The 23,393-nt window shown below is 72.2% G+C and carries 28 protein-coding genes and 1 pseudogene; 27 read left to right on the top strand and 2 right to left on the bottom strand.

Annotated elements, in window-relative coordinates; genetic code table 11:
• Position 1 precedes the first annotated feature (1 nt).
• The 9 genes and pseudogenes from KLO01_RS00725 to KLO01_RS00690 all read left to right on the top strand — a co-directional run bounded on the left by KLO01_RS00725 (position 2) and on the right by KLO01_RS00690 (position 8,629).
• On the top strand, positions 2-817 hold the full coding sequence (locus tag KLO01_RS00725; RefSeq protein ID WP_147061640.1) for an alpha/beta fold hydrolase: 816 nt from the start codon (positions 2-4) through the stop codon (positions 815-817).
• Between the two features lie 126 nt (positions 818-943).
• The gene (locus tag KLO01_RS00720; protein ID WP_147061639.1) at positions 944-2,032 is read left to right on the top strand and encodes an amidohydrolase family protein; all 1,089 of its coding nucleotides are present in this window, start codon (positions 944-946) and stop codon (positions 2,030-2,032) included.
• A gap of 131 nt (positions 2,033-2,163) precedes the next feature.
• The gene (locus tag KLO01_RS00715) at positions 2,164-3,204 is read left to right on the top strand and encodes a sulfate ABC transporter substrate-binding protein (RefSeq protein WP_147061638.1); all 1,041 of its coding nucleotides are present in this window, start codon (positions 2,164-2,166) and stop codon (positions 3,202-3,204) included.
• A 1-nt stretch (position 3,205) separates the two neighbouring features.
• Positions 3,206-4,159 carry a sulfate ABC transporter permease subunit CysT gene (gene cysT, locus KLO01_RS00710; protein ID WP_147061637.1) on the top strand — a complete coding sequence of 318 codons (954 nt, stop codon included), beginning with the start codon at positions 3,206-3,208 and terminating at the stop codon, positions 4,157-4,159.
• Positions 4,156-4,962: a sulfate ABC transporter permease subunit CysW gene (gene cysW, locus KLO01_RS00705; protein WP_147061636.1), complete on the top strand. Its 807-nt coding sequence runs from the start codon at positions 4,156-4,158 to the stop codon at positions 4,960-4,962. Before cysT ends, cysW begins: the two co-directional genes overlap by 4 nt.
• Positions 4,959-5,612, top strand: a pseudogene (locus tag KLO01_RS17605) (sulfate/molybdate ABC transporter ATP-binding protein); the annotation flags it as partial. The gene cysW and the pseudogene KLO01_RS17605, both read left to right, overlap by 4 nt.
• A gap of 30 nt (positions 5,613-5,642) precedes the next feature.
• On the top strand, positions 5,643-5,969 hold the full coding sequence (locus tag KLO01_RS17600) for a TOBE-like domain-containing protein (RefSeq protein ID WP_425558363.1): 327 nt from the start codon (positions 5,643-5,645) through the stop codon (positions 5,967-5,969).
• Positions 5,970-6,055: 86 nt separating this feature from the next.
• Positions 6,056-7,615 carry an SDR family NAD(P)-dependent oxidoreductase gene (locus KLO01_RS00695; protein WP_371860178.1) on the top strand — a complete coding sequence of 520 codons (1,560 nt, stop codon included), beginning with the start codon at positions 6,056-6,058 and terminating at the stop codon, positions 7,613-7,615.
• 15 nt (positions 7,616-7,630) lie between these two features.
• A complete protein-coding gene (locus KLO01_RS00690; RefSeq protein WP_147061634.1) occupies positions 7,631-8,629 on the top strand; it encodes a phosphotransferase enzyme family protein in 999 nt (332 codons plus the stop codon).
• On the opposite strand, the gene KLO01_RS00685 is transcribed toward KLO01_RS00690, so the two are convergent.
• On the bottom strand, positions 8,601-9,074 hold the full coding sequence (locus tag KLO01_RS00685) for a hypothetical protein (RefSeq protein ID WP_147061633.1): 474 nt from the start codon (positions 9,072-9,074) through the stop codon (positions 8,601-8,603). The two genes, KLO01_RS00690 and KLO01_RS00685, sit on opposite strands and share 29 nt — an antisense overlap.
• Before the next feature lie 265 nt (positions 9,075-9,339).
• On the opposite strand from KLO01_RS00685, the gene rpsP reads away from it, so the two are divergent.
• From rpsP to KLO01_RS00655, 6 genes are all read left to right on the top strand, one after another.
• Positions 9,340-9,870: a 30S ribosomal protein S16 gene (gene rpsP / locus KLO01_RS00680; RefSeq protein WP_147061632.1), complete on the top strand. Its 531-nt coding sequence runs from the start codon at positions 9,340-9,342 to the stop codon at positions 9,868-9,870.
• 2 nt (positions 9,871-9,872) lie between these two features.
• On the top strand, positions 9,873-10,115 hold the full coding sequence (locus KLO01_RS00675) for an RNA-binding protein (RefSeq protein ID WP_147061631.1): 243 nt from the start codon (positions 9,873-9,875) through the stop codon (positions 10,113-10,115).
• Between the two features lie 83 nt (positions 10,116-10,198).
• The gene (gene rimM, locus KLO01_RS00670) at positions 10,199-10,747 is read left to right on the top strand and encodes a ribosome maturation factor RimM (RefSeq protein WP_147061630.1); all 549 of its coding nucleotides are present in this window, start codon (positions 10,199-10,201) and stop codon (positions 10,745-10,747) included.
• A 5-nt stretch (positions 10,748-10,752) separates the two neighbouring features.
• The gene (trmD, locus tag KLO01_RS00665; RefSeq protein ID WP_147061629.1) at positions 10,753-12,018 is read left to right on the top strand and encodes a tRNA (guanosine(37)-N1)-methyltransferase TrmD; all 1,266 of its coding nucleotides are present in this window, start codon (positions 10,753-10,755) and stop codon (positions 12,016-12,018) included.
• Positions 12,015-12,614 (top strand): hypothetical protein, encoded by a 600-nt coding sequence (locus KLO01_RS00660; RefSeq protein ID WP_147061628.1) that lies wholly within the window; start codon positions 12,015-12,017, stop codon positions 12,612-12,614. Before trmD ends, KLO01_RS00660 begins: the two co-directional genes overlap by 4 nt.
• A 101-nt stretch (positions 12,615-12,715) precedes the next feature.
• The gene (locus KLO01_RS00655) at positions 12,716-13,324 is read left to right on the top strand and encodes a hypothetical protein (RefSeq protein ID WP_147061627.1); all 609 of its coding nucleotides are present in this window, start codon (positions 12,716-12,718) and stop codon (positions 13,322-13,324) included.
• Between the two features lie 60 nt (positions 13,325-13,384).
• Here KLO01_RS00655 and KLO01_RS00650 read toward each other — a convergent pair whose 3' ends face one another.
• Positions 13,385-14,143 carry an ABC transporter permease gene (locus KLO01_RS00650; RefSeq protein ID WP_147061626.1) on the bottom strand — a complete coding sequence of 253 codons (759 nt, stop codon included), beginning with the start codon at positions 14,141-14,143 and terminating at the stop codon, positions 13,385-13,387.
• A gap of 70 nt (positions 14,144-14,213) precedes the next feature.
• Here KLO01_RS00650 and KLO01_RS00645 point away from each other — a divergent pair, with 70 nt between their 5' ends.
• The 12 genes from KLO01_RS00645 (at position 14,214) to KLO01_RS00595 (ending at position 23,393) form a co-directional block, all read left to right on the top strand.
• Complete coding sequence (locus KLO01_RS00645; RefSeq protein WP_147061625.1) at positions 14,214-14,636, top strand: hypothetical protein; 423 nt, start codon at positions 14,214-14,216, stop codon at positions 14,634-14,636.
• A complete protein-coding gene (locus KLO01_RS17005) occupies positions 14,633-14,788 on the top strand; it encodes a hypothetical protein (protein WP_186827865.1) in 156 nt (51 codons plus the stop codon). Before KLO01_RS00645 ends, KLO01_RS17005 begins: the two co-directional genes overlap by 4 nt.
• Before the next feature lie 204 nt (positions 14,789-14,992).
• On the top strand, positions 14,993-15,349 hold the full coding sequence (rplS, locus tag KLO01_RS00640; protein ID WP_147061624.1) for a 50S ribosomal protein L19: 357 nt from the start codon (positions 14,993-14,995) through the stop codon (positions 15,347-15,349).
• 44 nt (positions 15,350-15,393) lie between these two features.
• Entirely contained in the window at positions 15,394-16,077 is a 684-nt protein-coding gene (gene lepB, locus KLO01_RS00635; RefSeq protein ID WP_147061623.1) for a signal peptidase I, read from the top strand.
• Between the two features lie 17 nt (positions 16,078-16,094).
• Positions 16,095-16,964 carry a signal peptidase I gene (lepB, locus tag KLO01_RS00630; RefSeq protein WP_147061622.1) on the top strand — a complete coding sequence of 290 codons (870 nt, stop codon included), beginning with the start codon at positions 16,095-16,097 and terminating at the stop codon, positions 16,962-16,964.
• A 47-nt stretch (positions 16,965-17,011) separates the two neighbouring features.
• On the top strand, positions 17,012-17,803 hold the full coding sequence (gene rnhB / locus KLO01_RS00625) for a ribonuclease HII (protein ID WP_147061621.1): 792 nt from the start codon (positions 17,012-17,014) through the stop codon (positions 17,801-17,803).
• Complete coding sequence (locus tag KLO01_RS00620) at positions 17,800-18,114, top strand: DUF2469 domain-containing protein (RefSeq protein WP_035906130.1); 315 nt, start codon at positions 17,800-17,802, stop codon at positions 18,112-18,114. Before rnhB ends, KLO01_RS00620 begins: the two co-directional genes overlap by 4 nt.
• A 110-nt stretch (positions 18,115-18,224) precedes the next feature.
• Entirely contained in the window at positions 18,225-18,584 is a 360-nt protein-coding gene (locus KLO01_RS00615) for a YraN family protein (protein WP_147061620.1), read from the top strand.
• Positions 18,581-20,125 carry a YifB family Mg chelatase-like AAA ATPase gene (locus KLO01_RS00610; protein WP_147061619.1) on the top strand — a complete coding sequence of 515 codons (1,545 nt, stop codon included), beginning with the start codon at positions 18,581-18,583 and terminating at the stop codon, positions 20,123-20,125. Before KLO01_RS00615 ends, KLO01_RS00610 begins: the two co-directional genes overlap by 4 nt.
• Entirely contained in the window at positions 20,122-21,276 is a 1,155-nt protein-coding gene (gene dprA, locus KLO01_RS00605; RefSeq protein ID WP_147061618.1) for a DNA-processing protein DprA, read from the top strand. Before KLO01_RS00610 ends, dprA begins: the two co-directional genes overlap by 4 nt.
• Before the next feature lie 61 nt (positions 21,277-21,337).
• On the top strand, positions 21,338-22,285 hold the full coding sequence (locus KLO01_RS00600) for a tyrosine recombinase XerC (RefSeq protein WP_147061617.1): 948 nt from the start codon (positions 21,338-21,340) through the stop codon (positions 22,283-22,285).
• Positions 22,278-23,393, top strand: a complete 1,116-nt coding sequence (locus tag KLO01_RS00595; RefSeq protein ID WP_186827864.1) for a DUF3152 domain-containing protein — start codon at positions 22,278-22,280, stop codon at positions 23,391-23,393. The genes KLO01_RS00600 and KLO01_RS00595 overlap by 8 nt, the downstream gene beginning before the upstream one ends.

Raw genomic sequence — 23,393 nt, 5'->3', positions numbered from 1 at the left:
CGTGAACACCGCGCCGCTCCACACGTTGTCGGTCGGGACCGCCGGACCGCGGATCGCCTTCCTCCACGGTCTCTTCGGCCAGGGACGCAACTGGTCGACGATCGCCAAGGCGCTCGCGGGTCCCTCGGGTGACGGCGCGCGGTGCACGCTCGTCGACCTTCCCGACCACGGTCGCAGCCCGTGGACGCAGGAGTTCTCCTTCGAGGCGTATGCCGCGTCCGTCGCCTCGACCCTGCGCGCCGTCGACGAGGGGCCGTGGGTCGTCGTCGGTCACTCGCTCGGCGGCAAGGTCGCGATGACGCTGGCGCTCACCGACCCCTCGCTCGTGGCGAAGCTCGTCGTCGTCGACATCGCGCCCAAGGACTACGTCAACCTCGACCGGTTCACCGGCTACATGGACGAGATGCAGCGCCTGCCACTGGGGGAGCTGCGCGACCGTGCCGACGCCGAGGCGCGGTTCGAGGAGCCCGATCCCGGTGTCAAGGCGTTCCTCCTCCAGAACCTCCGGCGCGAGGGGACGTCGTGGCGCTGGCAGGCCAACGTCGAGCTCTTCGTCGCCGACGCGGCCCGCGGCCAGCACTCGGTCATCGCCGACTTCCCCTTCGCACCGGGCGACGTCGAGCCGTATGCCGGTCCCGTCCTGTGGATCGCCGGCTCGGAGTCGCGCTACATCAAGGACGAGGACTCGCCGACGATGCGCGCGCTCTTCCCGCGGGTGCGCCAGCTCACCGTCAAGGGCGCCTCCCACTGGGTGCACAGCGACGCGCCGGCGGTCGTCATCGAGGCGCTGCGCCGCGTCCTCGCCGCCCCCGCCTGACGCCCGCCCCGGCGGCCTTTCCTCGTTGCGTCTGCGCAATCGGTGGTTCTAGCAACCGTTGCCGCAGACGCTGCGAGAGCGCCCGCACACGGTGCCGGCCGCGGCGGGCGCATAAGGTCGGGTGCCATGACGGCATCGGTGCTGCACCTGGTCGGGGAGGTCCTGCTCGGACCCGAGGACGTGCGTCCTGAGGCGTGGGTGGTCGGGGGTCGGATGACCTACGAACGCCCGACCGGCGCCGGTCACGACGTCGAGACGTTGCGTGGCTGGTTCGTCCCGGGCCTCGTCGACGCCCACTGCCACGTCGGGCTCGACCGCCACGGCGCGGTCGACGACGCCACCGCCGAGCAGCAGGCGCGCACCGACCGCGACAACGGCACCCTCCTCATCCGCGACGCCGGCTCGCCGGCCGACACCCGCTGGATCGACGAGCGCGACGACCTGCCCAAGGTCATCCGGGCCGGGCGCCACATCGCGCGGACCAAGCGCTACATCCGCAACTACGCGTGGGAGGTCGAGCCCGAGCAGCTCGTCGAGCGCGTGCGCATCGAGGCCCGCGCCGGCGACGGCTGGGTCAAGCTCGTCGGTGACTGGATCGACCGCGAGACCGGCGACCTCGAACCCTGCTGGCCGGCCGACGTCCTCACGGAGGCCATCGCCGCAGCCCACGAGGAGGGCGCCCGCACGACGGCCCACTGCTTCGGCCCGGACTCGCTGCGCGACTTCGCCGCGGCCGGCACGGACTGTATCGAGCACGCCACCGGGCTCGAGCCCGCCACCATCGACGCGTTCGCGGCACAGGGCATCGCCATCGTCCCGACCCTCGTCAACATCGCCACCTTCCCGGGCATCGCCGAGCCCGCGCGCGAGAAGTTCCCCGACTACCACCGGCGGATGCTCGACCTGCACGCACGGCGCTACGAGACGTTCGGCGCCGCTCGGGAGGCCGGCATACCCATCTATGTCGGGACCGACGCGGGAGGCTCGATCGAGCACGGGCTCGCGGCCAAGGAGGCGGTCGAGCTCACCCGGATCGGGTTCACGCACGCCGAGGTCCTGGGCGCAGCGACGTGGGGAGCGCGCGCGTGGCTCGGGCGACCGGGGCTCGAGGAGGGCGCCGACGCCGACCTGCTCGTCCTGTCGCGCGACCCCCGCGAGGACGTCACGGCGCTGGGGGAGCCGGATGCCGTCGTCCTGCGAGGCGTGACGTGGTGAGGCTTCCACGATGCGAGACATAATCTGACGTTGTTTGACGGATAACTTCGGCTTATCCAAAGATCGGGGTGTCCGACAGGAAGTGCGGCCGCACGGCCAGCTCTGACGGACCCGATCGAAGGAGCCCCACCATGAGCCGTCATCCCCGCCTCGCCCTGGCCGCCGCCGCGACCGCCGGTGCGCTGGTGATGTCGGCCTGTGCCGGTGGAGGCGCGAGCGACACGGCCGGGGCGGCCGAGCCCCAGGGCGCCGACCAGGCCTCGACGAGCACCCTCAACCTCTACGGCTACGCCGTGCCCAAGGTCGGCTTCGACAAGCTCATCCCAGCGTTCAACGCCACCGAGGCCGGCAAGGGCGTGACGTTCCAGCAGTCCTACGGCGCGTCGGGTGACCAGTCGCGCAAGGTCGCCGCCGGTGCAGAGGCCGACGTCGTGAACTTCTCGGTCGAGCCCGACATCACCCGCCTCGTGGACGCCGGTCTCGTCGACGCCGACTGGAACGCCGGGGAGCACAAGGGCGTCCCGTTCGGCTCGGTCGTGACGATCGTGACCCGCAAGGGCAACCCCAAGGCCATCAAGGACTGGGACGACCTGCTCAAGCCCGGTGTCGAGGTGGTCACCCCGAACCCGTTCAGCTCCGGCTCCGCGAAGTGGAACCTCCTCGCCCCGTATGCCGCGAAGAGCGACGGCGGCAAGAACGCCGCCGCCGGTCTCGCCTTCATCGACAAGCTCGTCACCGACCACGTCAAGGTCCAGCCCAAATCCGGCCGCGAGGCGACGGAGACCTTCCTCCAGGGCACGGGTGACGTGCTGCTGTCCTACGAGAACGAGGCGCTCTTCGCCGAGCGCAAGGGCGACCCGGTCGAGCACGTCACGCCGCCGACGACGTTCAAGATCGAGAACCCCGTCGCCGTCCTCACCAAGAGCAAGAACGCCGAGAAGGCCACGGCCTTCCGCGACTTCCTCTTCACGCCGGAGGCGCAGAAGCTCTGGGCGCAGGCGGGCTTCCGCCCCGTCGACCCGAGCGTGGCCACCGAGTTCGCGAAGGACTTCCCCGAGCCCGCCAAGCTCTGGACCATCGACGACCTCGGCGGCTGGAAGACCGTGGACGGGACGCTGTTCAAGAAGGACACCGGCTCGATCGCGGTCATCTACGACAAGGCCACGTCCTGACATGACGACCACGGTGACCGGCGGCAGGGACGACACGGACGTGTCGGCCCTGCCGCCGGGCGCGCACCCGACCGGAGGCCCGGCCGGAGGCGATGGGCCGGGCGCGGCGCCCGGCGATGGTGGTGACGACCGGGCGCCACGTCCCGTCGGCCGCTCCAGGGCGGGCCGAATCGGCCGCCCGCTCGGCATCGGCGTCGTCGGCCTGTGGCTCAGCGTCATGGTGCTGCTGCCGCTGGCCGCCCTCACCGTGACGTCGTTCGAGGAGGGCGTCGGCGGGTTCTGGGACGCGGTGACCGCCCCCGTCGCGCTGGCGTCGCTGCGGGTGACCCTCGTCGTGGCGGTCGTCGTCGCGCTCGTCAACGCCGTCATGGGCACGCTCATCGCCTGGGTGCTCGTGCGCGACGACTTCCCGGGCAAGCGCGTCGTCAACGCCCTCATCGACCTGCCGTTCGCGCTCCCGACGATCGTGGCGAGCATCGTCCTGCTCTCGCTCTACGGACCCAACAGCCCGATCGACCTCCACCTCAACGCGACCCAGCCCGGCCTCGTCGTCGCCCTGGCGTTCGTCACGCTGCCGTTCGTCGTCCGCTCGGTGCAGCCGGTCCTCATCGAGGCCGACCGCGAGGTGGAGGAGGCTGCCGCGTCGCTCGGCGCCTCGAGCTGGGTGACGTTCCGTCGGGTCGTCCTGCCGACGCTGCTGCCCGCGGTCATCAGCGGCACCGGCCTCGCCTTCGCCCGCGCCATCGGCGAGTACGGCTCGGTCGTCCTCATCGGCGGCAACATCCCGCGCGAGACGCAGGTCGCCTCGCAGTACATCCAGCAGCAGATCGAGATCGACCGGCCGGTCAACGCGGCCGCGGTGTCGGTGGCCCTGCTCGCGATCGCCTTCGTGACACTCGCCGTGCTCCGCTGGTTCGCGGGCCGGTCGCTGCGGCGCGAGGAGGAGTCGTCGTGAGGACCTCGACCCCGGCGCGGCTCGGGCTGCGCACCGTCGCGCTGGCCTACCTCTTCGTCCTCGTCGCCGTCCCGATCGTCCTCATCCTGTGGCGCACGTTCGAGCCCGGCCTCGGCACGTTCGTGGACTCGGTGCGCACGCCCGCGGCGATCTCGGCGCTCAACCTGTCGCTGCTCATCGTCGCGATCGTCGTCCCGCTCAACGTCGTCTTCGGCGTCGCCACTGCGCTCGCGCTCGTGCGGGGACGCTTCCCCGGCAAGGGGGTCCTGCAGGCGGTCGTCGACCTCCCGTTCGCGGTCTCGCCGATCGTCGTCGGTGTCTCGCTCATCCTGCTGTGGGGTGCGGGCGGCTGGTTCGGTGGCGTCGAGAGCCTGGGCTTCCAGGTGATCTTCGGGCTGCCCGGCATGGTCATCGCCACCCTCTTCGTCACGCTGCCGTTCGTCGTGCGCGAGGTCGAGCCGGTGCTCCACGAGATCGGGACGGAGCAGGAGCAGGCGGCCTCGACCCTCGGCGCGAGCTCGTGGCAGACGTTCTGGCGGATCACCCTGCCCGCGATCCGCTGGGGGCTCACCTACGGCGTCGTCCTCACGATCGCGCGTGCGCTGGGCGAGTTCGGCGCGGTGATCATGGTGAGCTCGGGCTTCCCCGGCGTCTCCCAGACCCTGACCCTGCTCGTTCACTCGCGCTACATCGACGACCACAACACCTACGGCGCGTATGCCGCGGCGACCCTCCTCATGGGCCTCGCCGTCGCGACGTTGCTGGGGATGACCCTGCTCGACCGCAAGAGGAGCACACGATGATCAGCGTCACGGGAGCCCGCAAGACCTACGGCGACTTCGTCGCCCTCGACGGGGTCTCGCTCGACATCCCAGCCGGCAGCCTCACCGCGCTGCTCGGGCCGAGCGGGTCGGGCAAGTCGACGCTGCTGCGCGCCATCGCCGGTCTCGAGGGTCTCGACCACGGACGGGTCGGCATCGGCGGCACGGACGTCACCGGCATACCCCCTCAGAAGCGGGGGATCGGGTTCGTCTTCCAGCACTACGCCGCCTTCAAGCACATGACGGTGCGCGACAACGTCGCGTTCGGCCTGACGATCCGCAAGCGCCCCAAGGCCGAGATCGCCCGCAAGGTCGACGACCTGCTCGAGATCGTCGGGCTCGACGGGTTCCAGCACCGCTACCCGGCGCAGCTCTCGGGTGGCCAGCGGCAGCGGATGGCGCTCGCCCGGGCGCTCGCGGTCGACCCCGAGGTGCTGCTCCTCGACGAGCCCTTCGGCGCCCTCGACGCCAAGGTCCGCGCGGACCTGCGCCAGTGGCTGCGCCGCCTCCACGACGAGGTGCACGTGACCACCGTCCTCGTCACCCACGACCAGGAGGAGGCTCTCGAGGTCGCCGACCGCATCGCCGTCCTCAACAAGGGCGCGATCGAGCAGGTGGGCGACCCCGTCTCGCTCTACGATCGGCCCGCCAACGACTTCGTCATGTCGTTCCTCGGCTCGGTGGCCAGGCTCGGCGGACAGCTCGTGCGACCGCACGACATCGCGCTCCACCGCGACCGGGAGCGCGCGCAGCAGCTCGACGCCCGCGTCGGTGGAGGCCCCGGGGTGCTCGAGGCGAGCGTCGAACGCGTCGTCCGGCTCGGCTTCGAGGTGCGGGTGGACCTGCGGGCCGACACGGGGGAGCGGTTCGCCGCGCAGCTGACCCGTGCCGAGGCCGACGCGCTCTCGCTCGAGCCCGGCGACACCGTCTTCGCGCACACGGTGGCGCCCACCAACCCGGCGGAGGCCGAGCCCGCCCTCGCGATCTGAGGCGCACCTCCCACGGCGTCCGCCGACCTGCCGGTATGCCGTCCCCGCACCTCGCGATTCGGGCGCACTGGCGAAGGTGGGACAGAATGCACGCCGTGGAGCGCACCCGAGCCGTCGACGAGCACCCGACGGACAACGACCCCGAGGACTTCGGGCCCGGCGTCGACCCCGACGACCTGGCCACCGTCCTGCGGGTCCTCGCCCAGCTCCCCGAGCTCGAGGCGGGCCACCCCGACGTCCAGACGGTCAAGCGCGCCACCGGCCGCATGTACAAGCAGGTCCGCAAGGCCCGACGCCGCGAGGCCAAGCAGCCCCAGATCGAGCACGACGAGGCGATCCTCGCCCAGACGGCGACCGGCTCGCCGATGCGGATCGACGACGAGACCAAGGGCATCCTGCTCGAGGTGCCGCCGGTCGGGACGACCGCGGGCGAGCTGCTCAAGCCGCGCGGCTGCTACATCTGCAAGGCCGACTACACGACGGTCGACGCGTTCTACCACTGGCTGTGCCCGACCTGCGCGGCCAAGAGCCACCTCAAGCGGGACCAGCGTGCCGACCTCACGGGCAAGCGCGCGCTGCTCACCGGTGGCCGGGCGAAGATCGGCATGTACATCGCGCTCATGCTCCTGCGCGACGGCGCCCACCTCACGATCACGACCCGGTTCCCGCACGACGCGGCCCGCCGGTTCGCCTCGCAGGAGGACTCGGCGGACTGGATCGACCGCCTCAAGGTCGTCGGCATCGACCTGCGTGACCCCACCCAGGTGGTCGCCCTCGCCGACGAGGTCGCCGCCGCAGGGCCGCTCGACATCCTCATCAACAACGCCGCCCAGACCGTGCGACGCAGCCCCGGCTCCTACTCGCACCTCGTCGACGGCGAGCAGGTGCCGCTCGAGCAGAACGTGCGCTACCCCGAGCTCGTGACGTTCGACCGGATCAGCGAGGCCCACCCCGCGAACCTCCTCGGCACGTTGCGCGACACCAAGATCGCGCACCACGAGGGCGAGAGCGAGGAGGAGGCTGCCCGGGCGCTGGCCCAGCGGACCGCCGCGTCGATGACCGAGATGGCGCTCACCGCCGGCAACGCGAGCCTCGAGGCGCACCTCGCCGGGACCGCCGTCGACGCGGGCGGGCTCCTGCCCGACACCCAGCACAACAACAGCTGGACCCAGGTCGTCGACGAGGTCGACCCGCTCGAGCTGCTCGAGGTCCAGCTCTGCAACTCGACCGCGCCCTTCATCCTCATCTCCCGGCTGCGTCCCTCGCTGCGTGCAGCGGTCGCCGGGGGAGCGCGTCGCGCCTACGTCGTCAACGTCTCGGCGATGGAGGGCCAGTTCTCCCGCCGCTACAAGGGGCCGGGCCACCCGCACACCAACATGGCCAAGGCCGCGCTCAACATGCTCACCCGCACGAGCTCGGGCGAGATGTTCGAGACCGACCGCATCCTCATGACGGCCGTCGACACCGGCTGGATCACCGACGAGCGCCCGCACCACGAGAAGCTCCGCATCGCGGCCGAGGGCTGGCACGCGCCGCTCGACCTCGTCGACGGGGCCGCCCGCGTCTACGACCCGATCGTGCGCGGCGAGGCCGGCGAGGACGTCTACGGGTGCTTCGTCAAGGACTACGAACCCAGCCCCTGGTGAGCAGGGGTATGCCGCATGGACGACTTCGCCGAGTGGGTCCGGGTCACGTTCGGGTTGGGTGAGGGCCCACTCACGTGCAGCGTGGGAGGGCACGGCGCCGACGGCGAGGTGTGGCACCTGCAGGTGGGGTCTCGCCATCACGCTGTCAAGCGGCCCTTCCGCGTGGTCGACGTCGAGGCCCTGCAGCGCGAGGCCGACCTGCTGGGCCACCTCGGTGCCCGTGGGGTGGAAGTGCCGACCCACGTCACGGCGCGCGACGGCCGTCTCGTCGTCGAGGTCCCCGACCGACTCGGCGGAGGCTGGACGAGGGTCAGCCACTGGGTCGAGGGGACCTCGGTCGGTGGCCGTCCGTCCGAGGTCGCCGAACCCCTCGGGAGGCTCCTCGCGCAGCTGCACCAGGCCGCGCCCCGCGCGAGTGAGGCACCGCGGGCGTGGCACACCCGCATGCCACCACCCGAGCGCTGGCGCGACCTCGTCGAGCGGTCGGTGGGCCAGCCGTGGCAGGCAGCGCTCGAGGATGCCCTCGACACCCTGGGTGAGTACGCCGAGATCGTCGAGGCTGCGGGCTCCGGGGCGCAACCCTTCCTCGTCGGGCACTGCGACCTGCACCCCGACAACGTCCTGCTCGCCGCCGACGGTGGACTGCGGGCGATTGACTGGGAGGACGCCGGGGCGATGGATCCCACCCGAGAGCTCGCCAAGACCCTCGTTCAGTGGCACGTCCTCGGCGAGGAGGTCGACGAGGGCGCCGTCGCTGCCACGGTGCGTGCCTACGTCGAGGCAGGCGGGCCGGGGCTGCTGTCCGGCCTCACGGACTTCGCCATGGTGATGTGCAGTGAGTCGAACTTCCTCGCCCACCAGCTCGCGGTGGCCCTCGACGAGGGCGCGCCACCGCAGAGGCGGCTGGCGGCTCGCGACGAGATCACCGAGGCGCTGGCCGGCTACCTGCCCGGTCCGGGCGCGATCGAGCGTGTCCTGCGAGCGGCTAGGACGTCGGGTCGGGCCGCGCCGTGACCCGGCGCAGCACGACGTAGCCCACCACCGTGAGCACCGCGACGACCGCCGCGGCCGCGAACCACGGTGCGCCCGTGCGCCACGCGAAGGCGTCCGGGTCGTAGGCCAGCCCACCGGACGTGCACGTCTCGACCCCGTCCGGCGTCGCGCTGCACGACCCCTGCGACGGGCTCGCGGAGCCGAGGAAGAGGCCGAGCACGACGAGCCCCGCGGCCAGTGCGAGCCCCAGCCCGGCGACGGCGGGCCAGCTGCCGGGGCGACGGACGGTGAGGACGATGGCGAGGACGAGCAGGGCCGCCGCCAGCGGCGCGACGAAGATGCCGATCGTCAGCAACCCGGCGACGGTGACGACCCACAGCAGCCCCGTGACCGTCCACAGCACGAGGAACGCGGCCGACTCGGGTGCCGCCAGGGGTCTCGGGGTGGTGCTCGTCGTCGAGGTCACGTCTCCACGGTAGGCCCGGAAGGGGTCCGCGGAGGCGAGAAGACGGCATACCCGAAGGACGTCGGTGTGCCGGCCAGCGCAGGGGAGGTGGCCCGCGTCCGCCTTCCGCGGTCCGGACCACCCCCGACCGTCTGGCAGAATGGTCCGCTGTACACCTTCTGGCCGGCGCTGATGTCGGCCGGATGCCTACCCCGGGCCGTTCGGTACCCCGCGTGAATCCTCCGCGGTCTGGCCGTGCCCACAACAGGAAAGCGAGACCACACACGTGGCCGTCAAGATTCGTCTCAAGCGTATGGGCAAGATCCGTACCGCCATCTACCGTGTCGTCGTCATGGACTCGCGCACCAAGCGCGACGGCCGTGCGATCGAGGAGATCGGCAAGTACGACCCCAACCAGGAGCCGTCGCTCATCGAGATCGACATGGACCGCGCCAACTACTGGCGTGGCCAGGGTGCGCAGCCGACCGAGGCCGTCGCCGCCCTGCTCAAGATCATGGACGACGGCACCCTCAAGGTCGCCGAGCCCAAGGCCAACAAGAAGGACCTCTACGAGGCCGCTCTCGCCGCCGCCGGCAAGTCCGACGGTGCTGACGCCTCGGGCGCCACCACCGCCAAGAAGAAGGCTGCCAAGAAGGCCGAGGCCCCCAAGGCTGACGACGTCGCCCCCGCCGCCGACACCGACTCGAGCGCTGCCACCACCGAGCACTCCGAGGAGCCCGCCGAGGGTGCCGACACCAAGAGCGACGAGGCTCCCAAGGCCGACGAGGCCGCCAAGGCCGACGAGGCAGGGGCCTGACCATGCTCGAGGAGGCGCTGGAGCACCTCGTCACCGGCATCGTCGACCACAAGGACGACGTGGCCGTGAAGCGCAAGGAGCTCCGTCGCGGCGAGATCATCGAGGTCCGGGTCCACCCGGACGACCTTGGTCGCGTCATCGGCCGCTCCGGCCGCACGGCCAGCGCGCTGCGCACCGTGATGACCGCCCTCGCCGGCGGTCGCCCGGTCCGGATCGACATCGTCGACACCGACCGCGTGCGCTGACCGAACACCAGCACCACGTCACGCGCCGCGTCCCCCAGTGGGGCGCGGCGCGTTCGTGTGTCCGGCCTGAGAGGATCTGACCCATGGCCCGCAGCACCGACTCCCTGCTCGTCGCCCGCATCGGCAAGCCCCACGGACTGCGCGGCGAGGTGACCGTGCAGACGCACACCGACGACCCCGAGCGCCGTTACGTCCCCGGGACGGTGTTCGCGACGCGGGCCGCTGCCGGCACCGGTGTGCCGCGCGCCCTGACCTTGGCCACCGCCCGCAAGCACCGCGAGGTCTGGCTGCTCGGCTTCGACGAGATCCCGGACCGCACCGGCGCCGAGTCGCTGCGCGGCACCCAGCTCCTCCTCGACCTCGACGAGGTCGACGACGTGGAGGACGACGACGAGGGCTGGTACGAGCACGACCTCGTCGGTCTCGCCGTCCACGACCCGGCCGGAGCCGTCCTCGGTGAGGTGCGGGGACTCGTCGTCGGAGCCGTGCAGGACCTGCTCGAGGTGCGCCTGACCGACGGCCGCGAGGCGCTCGTCCCCTTCGTCGAGGCCATCGTCACCGAGGTCGACACCGAGGCCGGACACGTCGTCGTCGACGCCCCCGCCGGACTGTTCGACCTCGACGAGGCGTAGCCCGCATGAGCTCCCTGCGACTCGACGTCGTCACGATCTTCCCCGAGTACCTCTCGCCGCTCGACCTCTCGCTCATCGGCAAGGCGCGGCGCGACGGGCTGCTCGACCTGCACGTGCACGACCTGCGCGACTTCACCCACGACCGCCACCGGACCGTCGACGACTCGCCCTACGGCGGGGGCGCCGGCATGGTCATGAAGCCGGGTCCGTGGGCCGAGGCGCTGGAGCACGTCGTGGCCCAGGGCTCGGCGGGTGGGGCTGAGGGCGACGGCGACGGCGACGGCGCTGCTGCCGCCGACTCTGCGGCCGCCGGCGCGCGTGTGCCGACGCTCATCGTCCCCGGCCCCGGTGGTGAGCCCTTCACCCAGCAGATCGCCCGTGAGCTCGCGGACGAGGCGTGGCTCGCGTTCGCCTGCGGCCGCTACGAGGGCATCGACGAGCGGGTCTACGAGTGGGCCGGTGAGCGGATGCCGGTGCGCGTGCTCTCGCTCGGCGACTACGTCCTCAACGGGGGAGAGGTGGCCGTCCTCGCCATGGTCGAGGCCGTGGCCCGACTGCTGCCCGGCGTCATCGGCAACGCCGAGTCACTCGTCGAGGAGTCGCACGAGGACGGGCTGCTCGAGTACCCCGTCTACACCAAGCCCGCCGAGTGGGACGGGCGCGCCGTGCCCGACGTGCTCCTCGGCGGCAACCACCGGGCCATCGCCGAGTGGCGCCACGAGCAGCGTCTCCAGCGCACCGCCGAGCGCCGTCCGGACCTGCTGCCGCCCACGGCGGTGAGCACCGTGCTCGCCGACCTCGAGGAGCGGGTGGCCACCCCGGCCGACGCCCCGGACCTGCAGATCCTCACCCGGGCCTGCTGGGCGCCCGAGTTCGCCCGCTACGGCATGTTCAGCGCGGGCGAGGAGGACCTCGAGACGGTGCGCACCGGCATACAGGAGTGGGACACGCGGGTCTGGCGCCGCGACGGCCAGCTGCTCGCCTCGGTGCGGGTGCGACCGCACCCCACGCAGGAGTCGACGTGGCAGATCGGCCGACTCATGGTCGCGCCCTACCTCCAGGGCCGTGGCCTCGGACGCGAGCTGCTCTCGTATGCCGAGTCGCTGGCACCCGACGACGTGCGGACCCTGTGGCTCAACACCGGTGCGAAGAGCACCGAGAACCTGCGCCTCTACAAGAAGGCGGGCTACCGGGTGCGACCCGGTGAGGGCGAGTTCCCCGGCACCGTCGACCTCACCAAGCGCCGCTCCGCCGCTAGCCTGCCCGCGTGAGCACCCCGTTCGTGCAGCCGCACGCCCTGTACCCGCCCGACCTCCGTCTCGCCCACGAGGCGCAGGTCCGCCAGTTCCGGATCGGCAAGCTCGTCGCGATCCTCGGCCTCGGCGCGGTGGGCCTGCTCTGCGGGCTCGCCGTCTGGGCCGGGGTGGGTGGATGGTCTGGTTTGGCCGTCGGTGTCCTCGTGCTCGTCGGCGTGGGGCTCCTCCTCTGGATCCCCATGGCCATCTCGGCCGCCAAGGAGAGCAAGCACGCCGGGCCGGCCGGTCGGGGGCCCTCGGCGTTCGGTCAGGTGGTCACCTCCGCGCCGCCCGCGGACGTCTGGAACGCCGTGTATGCCGCCCTGGCGGCTGAGAGGTTCGGCCCACCCCGCACGACCGACCCGCAGACCGTGGTGTCGACCCGGTCCCTGTCGATGGCGAGCTGGGGCGAGACGGTGACCGTGCGCATCCAGTCCGGACCCGACGGGCGGGGTGTGGTCTCGGCGTGGTCGCGGCCGGCATACCCGCTGCAGTGGCTCGACTACGGACGCAACCGCCGCTACGCCAACGCCGTCCTCACCGCCGTCCCCGGAGCGACGCCCGTCCACTGATTCCTCGGCGCCCCGGTCCTCACAAGCGCGTGACGGGCGACGCGTTCGTGAGGACCGTGGAAGCAGCCACGCCGACGGCTGGGCGGCGCTAGCGTTCGGTCATGTCCTTCACGCTGGCTCCCGGGGGCGTGCGGCCGTGGAGGTTCGACCTCGACGCGGCCCGGGCACAGTGGGACCGCACCAACTCGCGTGCACGCTGGTTCGACTGGGCGTTCACGGCTTTGCTGATGGTGGTACAGGGCAACCTCCAGTTCATGGTCTGGGGTGGTGGGCGCAGGGGGCTGGTGGCCGGCGTCATCGCCGGCGTGATCTTCCTGCTGCTCCCGATGCTGGGCAAGGCGTTCGACCGGTGGAAGGAGCGACGACAAGGAGGGCCCGCCGCGGCCGGCCCGTCGAGCGTCACCCAGGTGCTCACGCCGGCCACGGGGCCCGACGTCTGGCAGGCGGTCATCGTGGCGGTGGGTGAGACAGGCTTCACCGGCGCGACGCTCCTCGACCCGCACACACTCCAGGCGGCCCGGATGCGGACGTTCCTGCCGTCGCACCACCTCACGGTGCGTGTCGAGGGTGCCGGCGACCAGCGGGCCCTCGTCACCCTCTGGGTCCGCCCCCACGCCACCCTGCTGGGAGAGGCGAGGGACCTGGGGAGGTCACGCCGCTACGCCAACGCCGTGCTCGCGGCGATTCCCGGGGCCACCGGGGTCCGCTGACGAGGCGGGCGAGCGGGAAGGTCCCACGGATCGCGACCCCTATGCCGCGATGTGTGGGACCTAGGGGCGGAGGCGGGCGTGCAGGTCCTCGGGCAGCAGGCGCGCAGCCGAGATGAGTCGCCCCGCCACGACCGCCGTCGTCGTCTGCGCCGCCATGATCCCGAGCAGCACGAGCACCTGCGCCGCGGCCGCCTGCGCCGGGGAGCCGCCGCCGAGCAGCACACCGATGAACGCGCCCGGCAGCGTCACGACACCGGCGGTGCGGACCTGGTCGAGGCCGGGGATGAGCGCCTCGGGCAGGCGGCGGTGGACGATCTCGTCGATCGCCTGACCGCGCGTGAGGCCGAGCGAGAGCGCGGCGTCGTACTGGCCGGTCTCCTCACGCAGTGCCGCGAAGGCGCGGCGTCCGACGAGCGTGTGCCCGTTCATCGTGTTGCCGAGGACGATGCCGACGACGGGGATGAGCGCGATGCCCTCGAGCGGGACCGTGCGGGTGAGCAGGATGATCGCGACGACCGGCAGCAGCCCGGCGAGCATCGCCAGGGTCGTCCACGGCCAGGCCGGCACCGCCTCGACGCGTCGGGTCGTCGTGACCACCGCGACCGCGAACATGAAGCACAGCAGCAGCACCGACAGCCCGAGGTTGCGCGCCACCGCCGTGATGACCAGCGCCGCGACCCCGAGCTGGACCACGGCTCGCGCGGCCGCGAACAGGGTGGAACCCGGGTTCGGGAGGCGACCCACGGCATACATGGTCAGGGTCAGGGCGAGGAGCGCGACGCATGCCAGCGCGACGGGCCAGCCGGGATCGATGCTCACGACGCACACGCTAGGCGTCGCTGCCGACGACCCGTCGGACCGGGTGCCAGAATGTCGGCGGGAGGCTGACATGGAGTGGTGGAGCGCCGCGCTCGCGTTCGTCGGGGCAGGGCTGGGGTCGACCGTGTCGTGGGTCGTGGCCCGTCGCGACATCGCCCAGCGCGAGGCCGCGGCCCGCGCCGACGTGGGCCAGCGCATCGAGCAGTCCAACCTCGAGGAGTGGGGGCGCCGCTTCACCGCCGCGCTCGCGGGCGTGAGCAGCGAGAGCACGCGGCAGCGGGCCCTCTCGCGGGTCCTCCTCGTCCAGCTCGGCCAGAGCGACCTCGCCACCGCCGAGGAGAAGCAGCTCGTCCTCGCCGTGCTCGACGCGGGTGCCCGGATCGACGGCGACGGGGAGGACGTCACCCGCTTCCGGGCCGGGATGCTGGTGGACGAGGTCGTCTACGTGGAGGACACTGAGGACGACCCCGACAGCGAGGGAGGCGCCCCGTGAAGGACAAGCACGTCGTCAAGGTGACCCGCGACCAGATCCAGTCCGCCCGCGCCCTCATCGACTTCGCCGGTGGCGAGGACAAGGTCGACCCGGTCATCGTCAAGATCGCGCACGCGCTGCGCCCGTCGGCCTCGCAGAGCCGCGCCTCCTGAGGCGGATTTCGCACGGGGGCGGGTGCTCTGGCAAACTTGCTCCTTGCGTCCGTCGACACAACGCCCCCGCCACAGGGGGAGTGCGCATCGCCCGAGTTCTGCTCGAGCCGCCGCGCATGAGGCCACGACGCACGCACCACCATCGACAGCAAGCACCACCTTCCCGTGGGTGACCTGTGGCACCGCACAAGAAAGCGAACAGTCATGCAGCGTTTCGACGAGATCGACAAGGCGTCCCTCCGCGACGACATCCCCGCGTTCCGCGCCGGTGACACCGTCAACGTGCACGTCAAGGTCATCGAAGGCACGCGCTCGCGCGTCCAGGTCTTCAAGGGCATCGTTATCCGTCGCCACGGTGGTGGCCTCGGCGAGACGTTCACCGTCCGCAAGGTCTCCTTCGGCGTCGGTGTCGAGCGCACCTTCCCGCTCCACACGCCGGTCATCGACCACATCGAGGTCGTCACCCGCGGTGACGTGCGTCGCGCGAAGCTCTACTACCTGCGCGACCTGCGCGGCAAGGCTGCCAAGATCAAGGAGAAGCGCGAGACCCCGGCCAGCTGATCCGCGGAACGCCGCACACCGGTCGGGCGGCTAGCATCATCACGATGACAGCCCCGGCCACCCACGACTCCGACCCGGTCCCCGCCTCCACGGCGGCGGCCGGGTCGCGTCGTGCCCACCCGGTGCCGGTGCTCCTGGCCGTCGGCGTGCTCGCGGTCCTCCTCGTGCGGGCCCTCCTCATGCAGCCGTATGCCGTGGCGAGCGACTCGATGTACCCGAGCCTCGCCGAAGGCGACCGGGTCCTCGTGGCGAAGGTCGGGGAAGCCGGGCGCGGCGACCTCGTCGTCGCCGACGTCACCGCTGCCTGGCCGGGCCCGGACCGGTCGACCCACGTCGACGACGGTGCCATCGGGCGGGCGCTCGGCGCCGCATCGGGCGCGTTCGGCATCGACCTCGGCGAGAAGTCCGTCCTCGGACGCGTCGTCGCCACCGGGGGAGACGAGGTCGAGTGCTGCACCGACTCGCGGGTGCGGGTCAACGGCACCGCAGTGGGACCGAGCCTGCCCGAGAACGCCGCGCCCTTCCGGCTCACCGTGGACCAGGGGCGGGTCTTCCTGCTCAGCGACAACGCCTCCACCGCCATGGACTCCCGCACCCACGTGGGTGCCGGCTCCGAGACCTCCGACGGGACGGTGCCCGCCGATGCGATCATCGGTACCGTCGTCACGCGCATCTGGCCGCTCGGCCGGCTCGGCGCCCCGACCTCTGCAGTCCACCACCCAGCCTGAGAGCACGGATACCAGTGATGACGAGCCACGAGGCCCGGTTCGACCCGGGCCAGTACGACCCTGACGCGCACCAAGGGACCGTCGACGACGACGGACTCGGTGCCGAGGGGCAGGCCTCGGCCTCGGGCGACGGCTCCGGTCCGGGCCGGGGACGCTCCGCGGCGGGTGCCGCCGGTGCGGCCATCCGCGAGTTCGTCGTCGTCGTCGCCATGGCCCTCGCGCTGTCGTTCGTCGTCAAGACATGGCTGATCCAGGCGTTCTACATCCCCTCGGGGTCGATGGAGGACACCCTCATCGTCAACGACAGGGTCGTCGTCAACAAGCTCGTCCCCGACGTCGTCGACCTCCAGCGCGGCGACATCATCGTCTTCCAGGACCCGGGCGAGTGGCTCGCGGCCGTGCCCACGGTGAGCCACGGTCCGGTGCGCGACGGCCTCGAGCGCGTCCTCACCTTCGTCGGCCTGCTGCCGGACACCTCGGACAACCACCTCATCAAGCGCGTCATCGGCCTGCCCGGTGACCACATCGTCTGCTGCGACGCCCAGGGCCGCCTCACGGTCAACGGCGTCCCGCTCACCGAGCCCTACATCAAGCCCGGCGACGTCGCGAGCTCGATCACCTTCGACATCACCGTGCCCGCCGGCAAGGTCTGGGTCATGGGTGACCACCGCAGCGACTCCGAGGACTCGCGCTTCCACGACCCTGCCGGCACGGGCGCCGAGGGGTCGGTCCCGATCGAGGACATCACCGGTCGGGCCGTCGCCAAGGTCTGGCCGTTCGACCGGGCAGGATGGTTGAGTCGTCCCGAGTCGACGTTCGTCAAGGTCCCGGCCCCGGACGCCGCGCCGTCCGGGTCCACGAGCCCCACGCCGTCGACCACCCCCTGACCAGCCCCTGACCGCCGTACCCTCCAGAGAGACGCGCACCACCCGTCATGGCACCACCTGCCCGTTCCCGCAAGCCCAACCTCCGGGTGGAGCGCGCCCTGCAGCGCGAGGGCTACCGGCTGCTCGCGGGCATGGACGAGGTCGGCCGGGGTGCGCTCGCCGGACCCGTGACGGTGGGCGTCGTCGTCATCGACGAGACCTGCCGCTCGGCGCCGCAGGGCGTGCGTGACTCCAAGCTGCTCCAGCCGCACGCGCGCGAGTCGATGGTGCCGAGGATCCGCCGCTGGTCCCTCGCCCACGCGGTGGGCCACGCCTCGCCCGCCGAGATCGACGAGATCGGCATCATCGCGGCCCTGCGCCTGGCCGGTCGCCGGGCCCTCGCCTCGCTCGACGTCGTCCCCGACCTCGTCATCCTCGACGGCAACCACGACTGGCTCACCGCACCCGACGAGGTCGGCCTGCTCGCGTTCGCGGCGGACGAGGTCCACACCCCGCCCGTGACGACGATGATCAAGGCCGACCTCAAGTGCTCGTCCGTGGCGTCGGCGAGCGTGCTCGCCAAGGTCGAGCGCGACGCGATCATGGTCGACCTCGCACCGGAGCACCCGGCATACGCGTGGGAGCTCAACAAGGGCTACTCCGCACCGGAGCACCTCGACGCCCTGCGGGAGCACGGTCCGTGCGACCTGCACCGACGCTCGTGGCGGCTGCCCGGGACGATGACCGATGATGGTGGTGCCTTCGCCGCGCTCGAGGATGCCGAGGTCGCACCCGAGCTCGTGTCGGCGAACGCCGGACCACCCGCCGCACCACATGACAACGGAGATGCACACGCATGAGCGCTGAGGACCTCGAGAAGTACGAGAGCGAGATGGAGCTCGCCCTCTACCGCGAGTACCGCGACGTCGTGGGGCTCTTCTCGCACGTCGTCGAGACGGAGCGCCGCTTCTACCTGTGCAACTCCGTCGACGTGAAGGTCCGCAGCGACGGCGGCGAGGTGTTCTTCGACGTGACGATGCAGGACGCGTGGGTCTGGGACATCTACCGGCCGGCGCGGTTCGCCAAGCAGGTGCGCGTCGTGACGTTCAAGGACGTCAACGTCGAGGAGCTCGCGAAGTCCGAGCTCCAGCTGCCGAAGGGCGACTTCTGACGCGCTGAGCACGCCGCGCCGTCCACAGGCGCGGGTGCGCCCGCGCTCCGTCCACAGGCGGGGTCGGGCACGGTGGCGCCGTCGCCTCGGGCGCACGGATGCTGCTCGGCATGGACGCACACCTGGCCTTGGGCCGCTACGGCGAGGAGCTCGCGAGCCGCTACCTGCGTGAGCGCGGGATGCAGGTTCTCGAGCGCAACTGGCGCTGCCCCGAGGGCGAGATCGACATCGTCGCCCTCGACGGCGACTGCCTCGTCGTGTGCGAGGTCAAGACCCGCGCCGGCACCGGTGCCGGGGACCCGGTCGAGGCGGTGACCTGGGAGAAGGCCAACCGCCTGCGCCGGCTCGCTGCGGCCTACCTGCGCTCGCGGCCCGGCTCGGTCGCCCGAGCGCGCATCGACGTCATCGGCGTCCTCGCCGAGCGTGGTCGGCCACCCGTCGTGCGCCACGTCGTGGCGGTGGGGTCGTGAGCGCCAAGCTGGGGCGCACCCTCGGCGTCGCCCTGAGCGGGCTCGAGGGACGCATCGTCGACGTCGAGGCGCACATCTCGGCCCAGCTCCCGCACTTCAGCGTCACCGGGCTGCCCGACAAGGCCTGCGGCCAGGCACCCGACCGGGTGCGGTCGGCCGCAGCCACGAGCGGCTTCCCCCTGCCACCCCAGCGGATCACCGTGAACCTCTCGCCCGCCTCCATCCCCAAGCAGGGGACCGGGTTCGACGTCGCCATCGCCCTGGCGGTGCTCGGCGCGGCCGGGGTGGTCGACCCGCGGCGCATCGCCGGTGTCGTGCACCTCGGCGAGCTCGGGCTCGACGGCTCCGTCCGAGGGGTGCGCGGGATCCTCCCGGCAGTCCTCGCGGCTGCACGGGCGGGGGTGCGGCACGTGGTCGTGCCCCCGTCGAACGTCGCCGAGGCGCAGCTCGTCCACGGCGTCACCGTGCACTCCGCCCCCACCCTCTCCGACCTCGTGAGCTGGTATGCCGTCCGCTCCGGTCTCGACCCGCTGCCGGTTGCCGGGCCGGTCGAGCAGGACGTCGAGGAGCGGATGCGCGACGTCGACCTCGCCGATGTCGTCGGCCAGCCCGAGGCGCGGCTCGCCCTCGAGCTGGCCGCGGTGGGGGAGCACCACCTGCTCATGAACGGTCCGCCCGGCGTCGGCAAGACCATGCTCGCGGAGAGGCTCGTGACGATCCTGCCGCCGCTGTCCCGGGAGCAGGCGCTCGAGACGCACGCGATCCGCTCGCTCACCGGCGACGCCATCCGGGCCAGTGAGCTCGACCGCACCCCACCGTTCGTGTCGCCGCACCACAGCGCGTCGATGACCTCGATCACCGGTGGCGGCTCCGGGGTCGTCCTTCCTGGGGCGATCTCCCGAGCCCACTGCGGCGTGCTCTTCCTCGACGAGGCCGGCGAGTTCAAGACCTCGGTCCTGCAGCAGCTGCGCCAGCCGCTCGAGTCGGGCGAGGTGACCATCTCGCGGGCCAAACAGCTCGTCCGCTACCCGGCGCGGTTCCAGCTCGTGCTCGCGACGAACCCGTGCCCTTGCGGACGTGCGTGGGGCAAGGGGATCGACTGCGTGTGCACCTCGTTGGAGCAGCGCAGCTATGCCAACAAGCTCTCGGGTCCGCTCATCGACCGGATCGACATCCAGGTGGTGGTGCCGCCCGTGACGCGCGCGGCGTTCGCGGAGGAGCGCGGTGAGTCCAGCGCCGTGGTCCTGCGACGGGTGCTGGCCGCGCGTGGAGCCCAGCAGGAGCGGTGGGCCGAGCGGGGCTGGTCGACCAACGCCCGCGTCCCGGGGCACGCGTTGCGCCGCGGTCCGCTGCGGCTTCCGGGCGTTGCCACCGCCTCGATCGACCGAGCCCTCGACCACGGGGACCTCACGCTGCGTGGCTACGACAGGACACTGCGGCTCGCCTGGTCGTCCGCCGACCTCGCCGGTCGCGTGTCGCCGACCGCGGAGGACGTGGGTCTGGCCTTCACGATGCGCAGCCCGGGGAGGGCGGCCGCATGATGCCGTCGGTCCTGTCCTCGATTCCGGGGGGCGCAGCGCTGTCGGAGGAGCGCTGGGCCCGGCTCGCGTGGAGCCGGATCGTCGAACCGCAGACGGTGTCGGCGAGGAACTCCATCCGCGACCATGGCCCGTCCGAGGCGCTCGAGCGCCTGCTCGCCGGCGGCGACGTCGGCGAGGGCCAGTTCGCCGAGCGAATCGAGACGCTCGACATCGACAGGGCTCGCCGGGTGCTCGACCGCCTGCGCGTGCGGGTCGTCATCCCCGGCGACGACGAGTGGCCGCTCGGGCTCGACCAGCTGCCCGCTCCTCCGATCTGCCTCTACGTGCGCGGGGAGTGCGAGCTCTCGGTCGCGGAGGGCAGCGTCGCCGTGGTCGGCTCGCGAGCAGCCACCTCCTACGGCCTCTCCGTCGCGGCCGACCTGGGGGAGGGCCTTGCCACGCGCGGGGTCCCGGTCGTCTCGGGCGCCGCCTTCGGGATCGACGCTGCCGCGCATCGTGGGTCCCTGGCAGGTGGTGGCCCCACCATCGCCGTCCTGGCACGGGGGCTCGACCGTGCCTACCCGCAGGCCCACGAGGGCCTGCTCCGTGAGATCGCCGGCCACGGCGTCGTCGTCAGCGAGCTGCCGCCGGGCTGGGCGCCCTACCGTGCGCGGTTCATCGCCCGCAACCGGCTCATCGCGGCGATGAGCGTGGGAACCGTCGTCGTGGAGGCCGGGCTGCGCTCGGGCTCGCTCAACACCGCGAAGGAGGCGCGACTCCTCGTCCGGCACGTCGCCGCCGTCCCCGGACCGGTGACGTCGGTGCAGTCGGCAGGGTGCCACCAGCTCGTGCGCGAGCACGGCGCTGCCCTGGTCACGGACACCGGTGAGGTCCTCGACCTCATGGGGAGGTTGAGCCTCGACGCGGTGGGTCCCTCCCGGGCGCCGGAGACGGCCGAGTCCGAGCTGGACCCGATCGGCCGTGCCGTCTTCTCCGCCGTGCCGGTGCGCGAGGGCGCTGACCTCGCCCGTATGCAGGCCCTCACGGCTCTCGACGGCAGGACCCTCCTGGGGGTGCTCGGACGCCTCTGCGTCCTCGGGCTCGTCGCCCGGCACGAGGAGCGCTGGCGCAAGGTCCCGGCGGCGAGGCGCCGGGTGCCGGGAGCGGGGTGAGAAAGGCACAGGACCGGGTCGGTGGTTGATCGTTCCCCCACGTGATGAGACGGTGCTGGGTGTGAGTCCCAGCCGCCAGGCCACGGTCGACGCCTTCGAGCGTCATCTGCGTGCTGAGCGCGGGCGGTCACCACACACGGTGCGGGCCTACCTCGGGGACCTGCGCGACTTCTTCGCCCATGTCGACGGTGCTGCAGCCGAGGGCGCACCCGCCGATGCCGCCCCGCCCGAGCCCACGCCGCTGCGGGACGTGCGCCTGGCCGACCTGCGTGAGTGGCTCGGGGTACTCGCCAGTGGCGGTGCCGCCCGGTCCACCCTCGCGCGCCGGTCGGCCTCGCTGAGGACGTTCTTCGGGTGGGCCGTGCGTGCGGGGCATGTGGACACCGATCCCTCCCTGCGGCTCGTGGCGCCCAAGCGGCACCGCACCCTGCCCCCGGTGCTCGCGAAGGACGACGCCGTCGGCCTGCTCGACGTCGCGGCGGTCGCGGCCGACGACGACGACCCGATGCACCTGCGCAACCGGGCCGTCCTCGAGCTCCTCTATGCCACGGGGGTGCGGGTCGGCGAGCTCACCGGGCTCGATGTCGACGACGTGGATGTCGAGGTCGACGTGATCCGGGTCATCGGCAAGGGCGACAAGGAGCGGCGGGTCCCGTTCGGGCGGCCGGCCCGAGAGGCCATCGACGCATGGTTGCAGCGAGGTCGCCCCCGGCTGGCGATGCCGGGCAGTGGCCCAGCGCTCTTCCTCGGCAGGAGGGGCGGTCGGATGGACCCGCGGCAGGTGCGTACCCTCGTCCACGACATGTTGGCCCATGTGCCCGATGCGCCCGACCTCGGACCGCACGGACTGCGCCACAGTGCGGCGACCCACCTCCTCGAGGGAGGGGCCGATCTGCGCATGGTGCAGGAGCTCCTGGGTCACGCCTCGCTCTCGACGACACAGATCTACACGCATGTATCCATCGAACGGCTCCGCACGTCCTACGCCCAGGCACACCCGCGTGCCTGAGGGCATCGACCTCCCCGACTGGGTGAGCGAGACCTCTCGGGCGCCCTCCCGTCGTGAGGGCGCTCCTCCCACCCGTCGCTCCGAGCGTCGGCGCGCCACCGAGCCGCAGAGTCGCTCGGCCACCCGGCGCGACGGGCGCACGGCGCACATCGACCCGCACACCGCGGCCGCGACCCGGGCCGAGCGACGGCGCGCGGCACAGCCCTCAGGGCGCCGCGCCGAGCCGAGCCGGGCGACACGGCCCGTCGAGATGGTTCAACCGGAGTCATCGGCCGAGGCCCGGCGACGCTCGCAGCGCTACGAGAACGCCCCCGGACGGCGCCGGGCGAGCACGTCCACACTCGCGCGCCGCCGCCTGCTTGCGACCCTCGTCGTCACGACCGTCCTCGCGCTCGTCCTGTGGGCCGTGTGGCCCAGTGCCGAGTCGAGCGGACCCGGCCGCGAGACGGCGGACCTCACGACTGCCGCGGTGACCCGATCCGGAGCCGACCCCATCCCGGCCGCCGAAGACCTGCCCCCGGACCCGACGACCTCTCCCAGCCCCGGCGCCTCCACCGTGCCGACATCGGGTTCCGGGAGGCTCGTCGGCGTCGCCCTGCCGGCGATCGCCGCGCCCACGGTCAACCCCAGCCGGACGGTCCGGGTCGGCCTCCAGGTCGAGCGGGGTGCCGGGGTGAACGCCGACGAGGTCGCCACCCTCGTCTCGAGCACGCTCGGTGACGCCCGCGGCTGGCAGACCCGCGACCGAGTGAGGTTCCGTGCTGTGAGCCCGGCGGCAACGGCCCGCGGCGAGGTCGACATCACCATCGTCCTCGCGAGCCCGACCCTCACCGACAGCCTCTGCAAGCCCCTCGAGACCAAGGGCCAGGTGTCCTGCTTCAACCTCCGCAAGGTCGTGCTCAACGCGGGCCGCTGGGCCGCAGGGGCGACCGGCTACGAGAAGGACCTCACGGCATACCGGCAGTACATGGTCAACCACGAGGTCGGCCACGGGCTCTACCACGGCCACGTCGAGTGCCCCGGCCGGAACGCCCTGGCGCCGGTGATGCTCCAGCAGACCAAGGGGCTCGACGGCTGCCGGCCGAACGCGTGGCCGACCCTGCCCTGA

Origin of the sequence: Knoellia locipacati (assembly GCF_007992835.1) — a bacterium.
Classification (GTDB): Bacteria; Actinomycetota; Actinomycetes; order Actinomycetales; family Dermatophilaceae; genus Knoellia; species Knoellia locipacati.
The sequence above is the reverse complement of the archived record's forward strand: the minus strand, read 5'-3'. Positions and strand labels throughout refer to the sequence as shown.

Bases quoted from the DNA above. Each gene is read 5' to 3' on its own strand.
- dprA (WP_147061618.1), top strand. From the start codon at position 20,122: ATGATGCCGTCGGTCCTGTCCTCGATTCCGGGGGGCGCAGCGCTGTCG.
- KLO01_RS00675 (WP_147061631.1), top strand. From the start codon at position 9,873: ATGCTCGAGGAGGCGCTGGAGCACCTCGTCACCGGCATCGTCGACCAC.
- KLO01_RS00655 (WP_147061627.1), top strand. From the start codon at position 12,716: ATGTCCTTCACGCTGGCTCCCGGGGGCGTGCGGCCGTGGAGGTTCGAC.
- KLO01_RS00695 (WP_371860178.1), top strand. From the start codon at position 6,056: ATGCACGCCGTGGAGCGCACCCGAGCCGTCGACGAGCACCCGACGGAC.
- lepB (WP_147061622.1), top strand. From the start codon at position 16,095: ATGACGAGCCACGAGGCCCGGTTCGACCCGGGCCAGTACGACCCTGAC.
- lepB (WP_147061623.1), top strand. From the start codon at position 15,394: ATGACAGCCCCGGCCACCCACGACTCCGACCCGGTCCCCGCCTCCACG.
- KLO01_RS17600 (WP_425558363.1), top strand. From the start codon at position 5,643: ATGTCGTTCCTCGGCTCGGTGGCCAGGCTCGGCGGACAGCTCGTGCGA.
- KLO01_RS00720 (WP_147061639.1), top strand. From the start codon at position 944: ATGACGGCATCGGTGCTGCACCTGGTCGGGGAGGTCCTGCTCGGACCC.
- KLO01_RS00645 (WP_147061625.1), top strand. From the start codon at position 14,214: ATGGAGTGGTGGAGCGCCGCGCTCGCGTTCGTCGGGGCAGGGCTGGGG.
- KLO01_RS00690 (WP_147061634.1), top strand. From the start codon at position 7,631: ATGGACGACTTCGCCGAGTGGGTCCGGGTCACGTTCGGGTTGGGTGAG.
- trmD (WP_147061629.1), top strand. From the start codon at position 10,753: ATGAGCTCCCTGCGACTCGACGTCGTCACGATCTTCCCCGAGTACCTC.
- cysT (WP_147061637.1), top strand. From the start codon at position 3,206: ATGACGACCACGGTGACCGGCGGCAGGGACGACACGGACGTGTCGGCC.
- KLO01_RS00615 (WP_147061620.1), top strand. From the start codon at position 18,225: ATGGACGCACACCTGGCCTTGGGCCGCTACGGCGAGGAGCTCGCGAGC.
- rnhB (WP_147061621.1), top strand. From the start codon at position 17,012: ATGGCACCACCTGCCCGTTCCCGCAAGCCCAACCTCCGGGTGGAGCGC.
- rimM (WP_147061630.1), top strand. From the start codon at position 10,199: ATGGCCCGCAGCACCGACTCCCTGCTCGTCGCCCGCATCGGCAAGCCC.
- rplS (WP_147061624.1), top strand. From the start codon at position 14,993: ATGCAGCGTTTCGACGAGATCGACAAGGCGTCCCTCCGCGACGACATC.
- KLO01_RS00715 (WP_147061638.1), top strand. From the start codon at position 2,164: ATGAGCCGTCATCCCCGCCTCGCCCTGGCCGCCGCCGCGACCGCCGGT.
- KLO01_RS00620 (WP_035906130.1), top strand. From the start codon at position 17,800: ATGAGCGCTGAGGACCTCGAGAAGTACGAGAGCGAGATGGAGCTCGCC.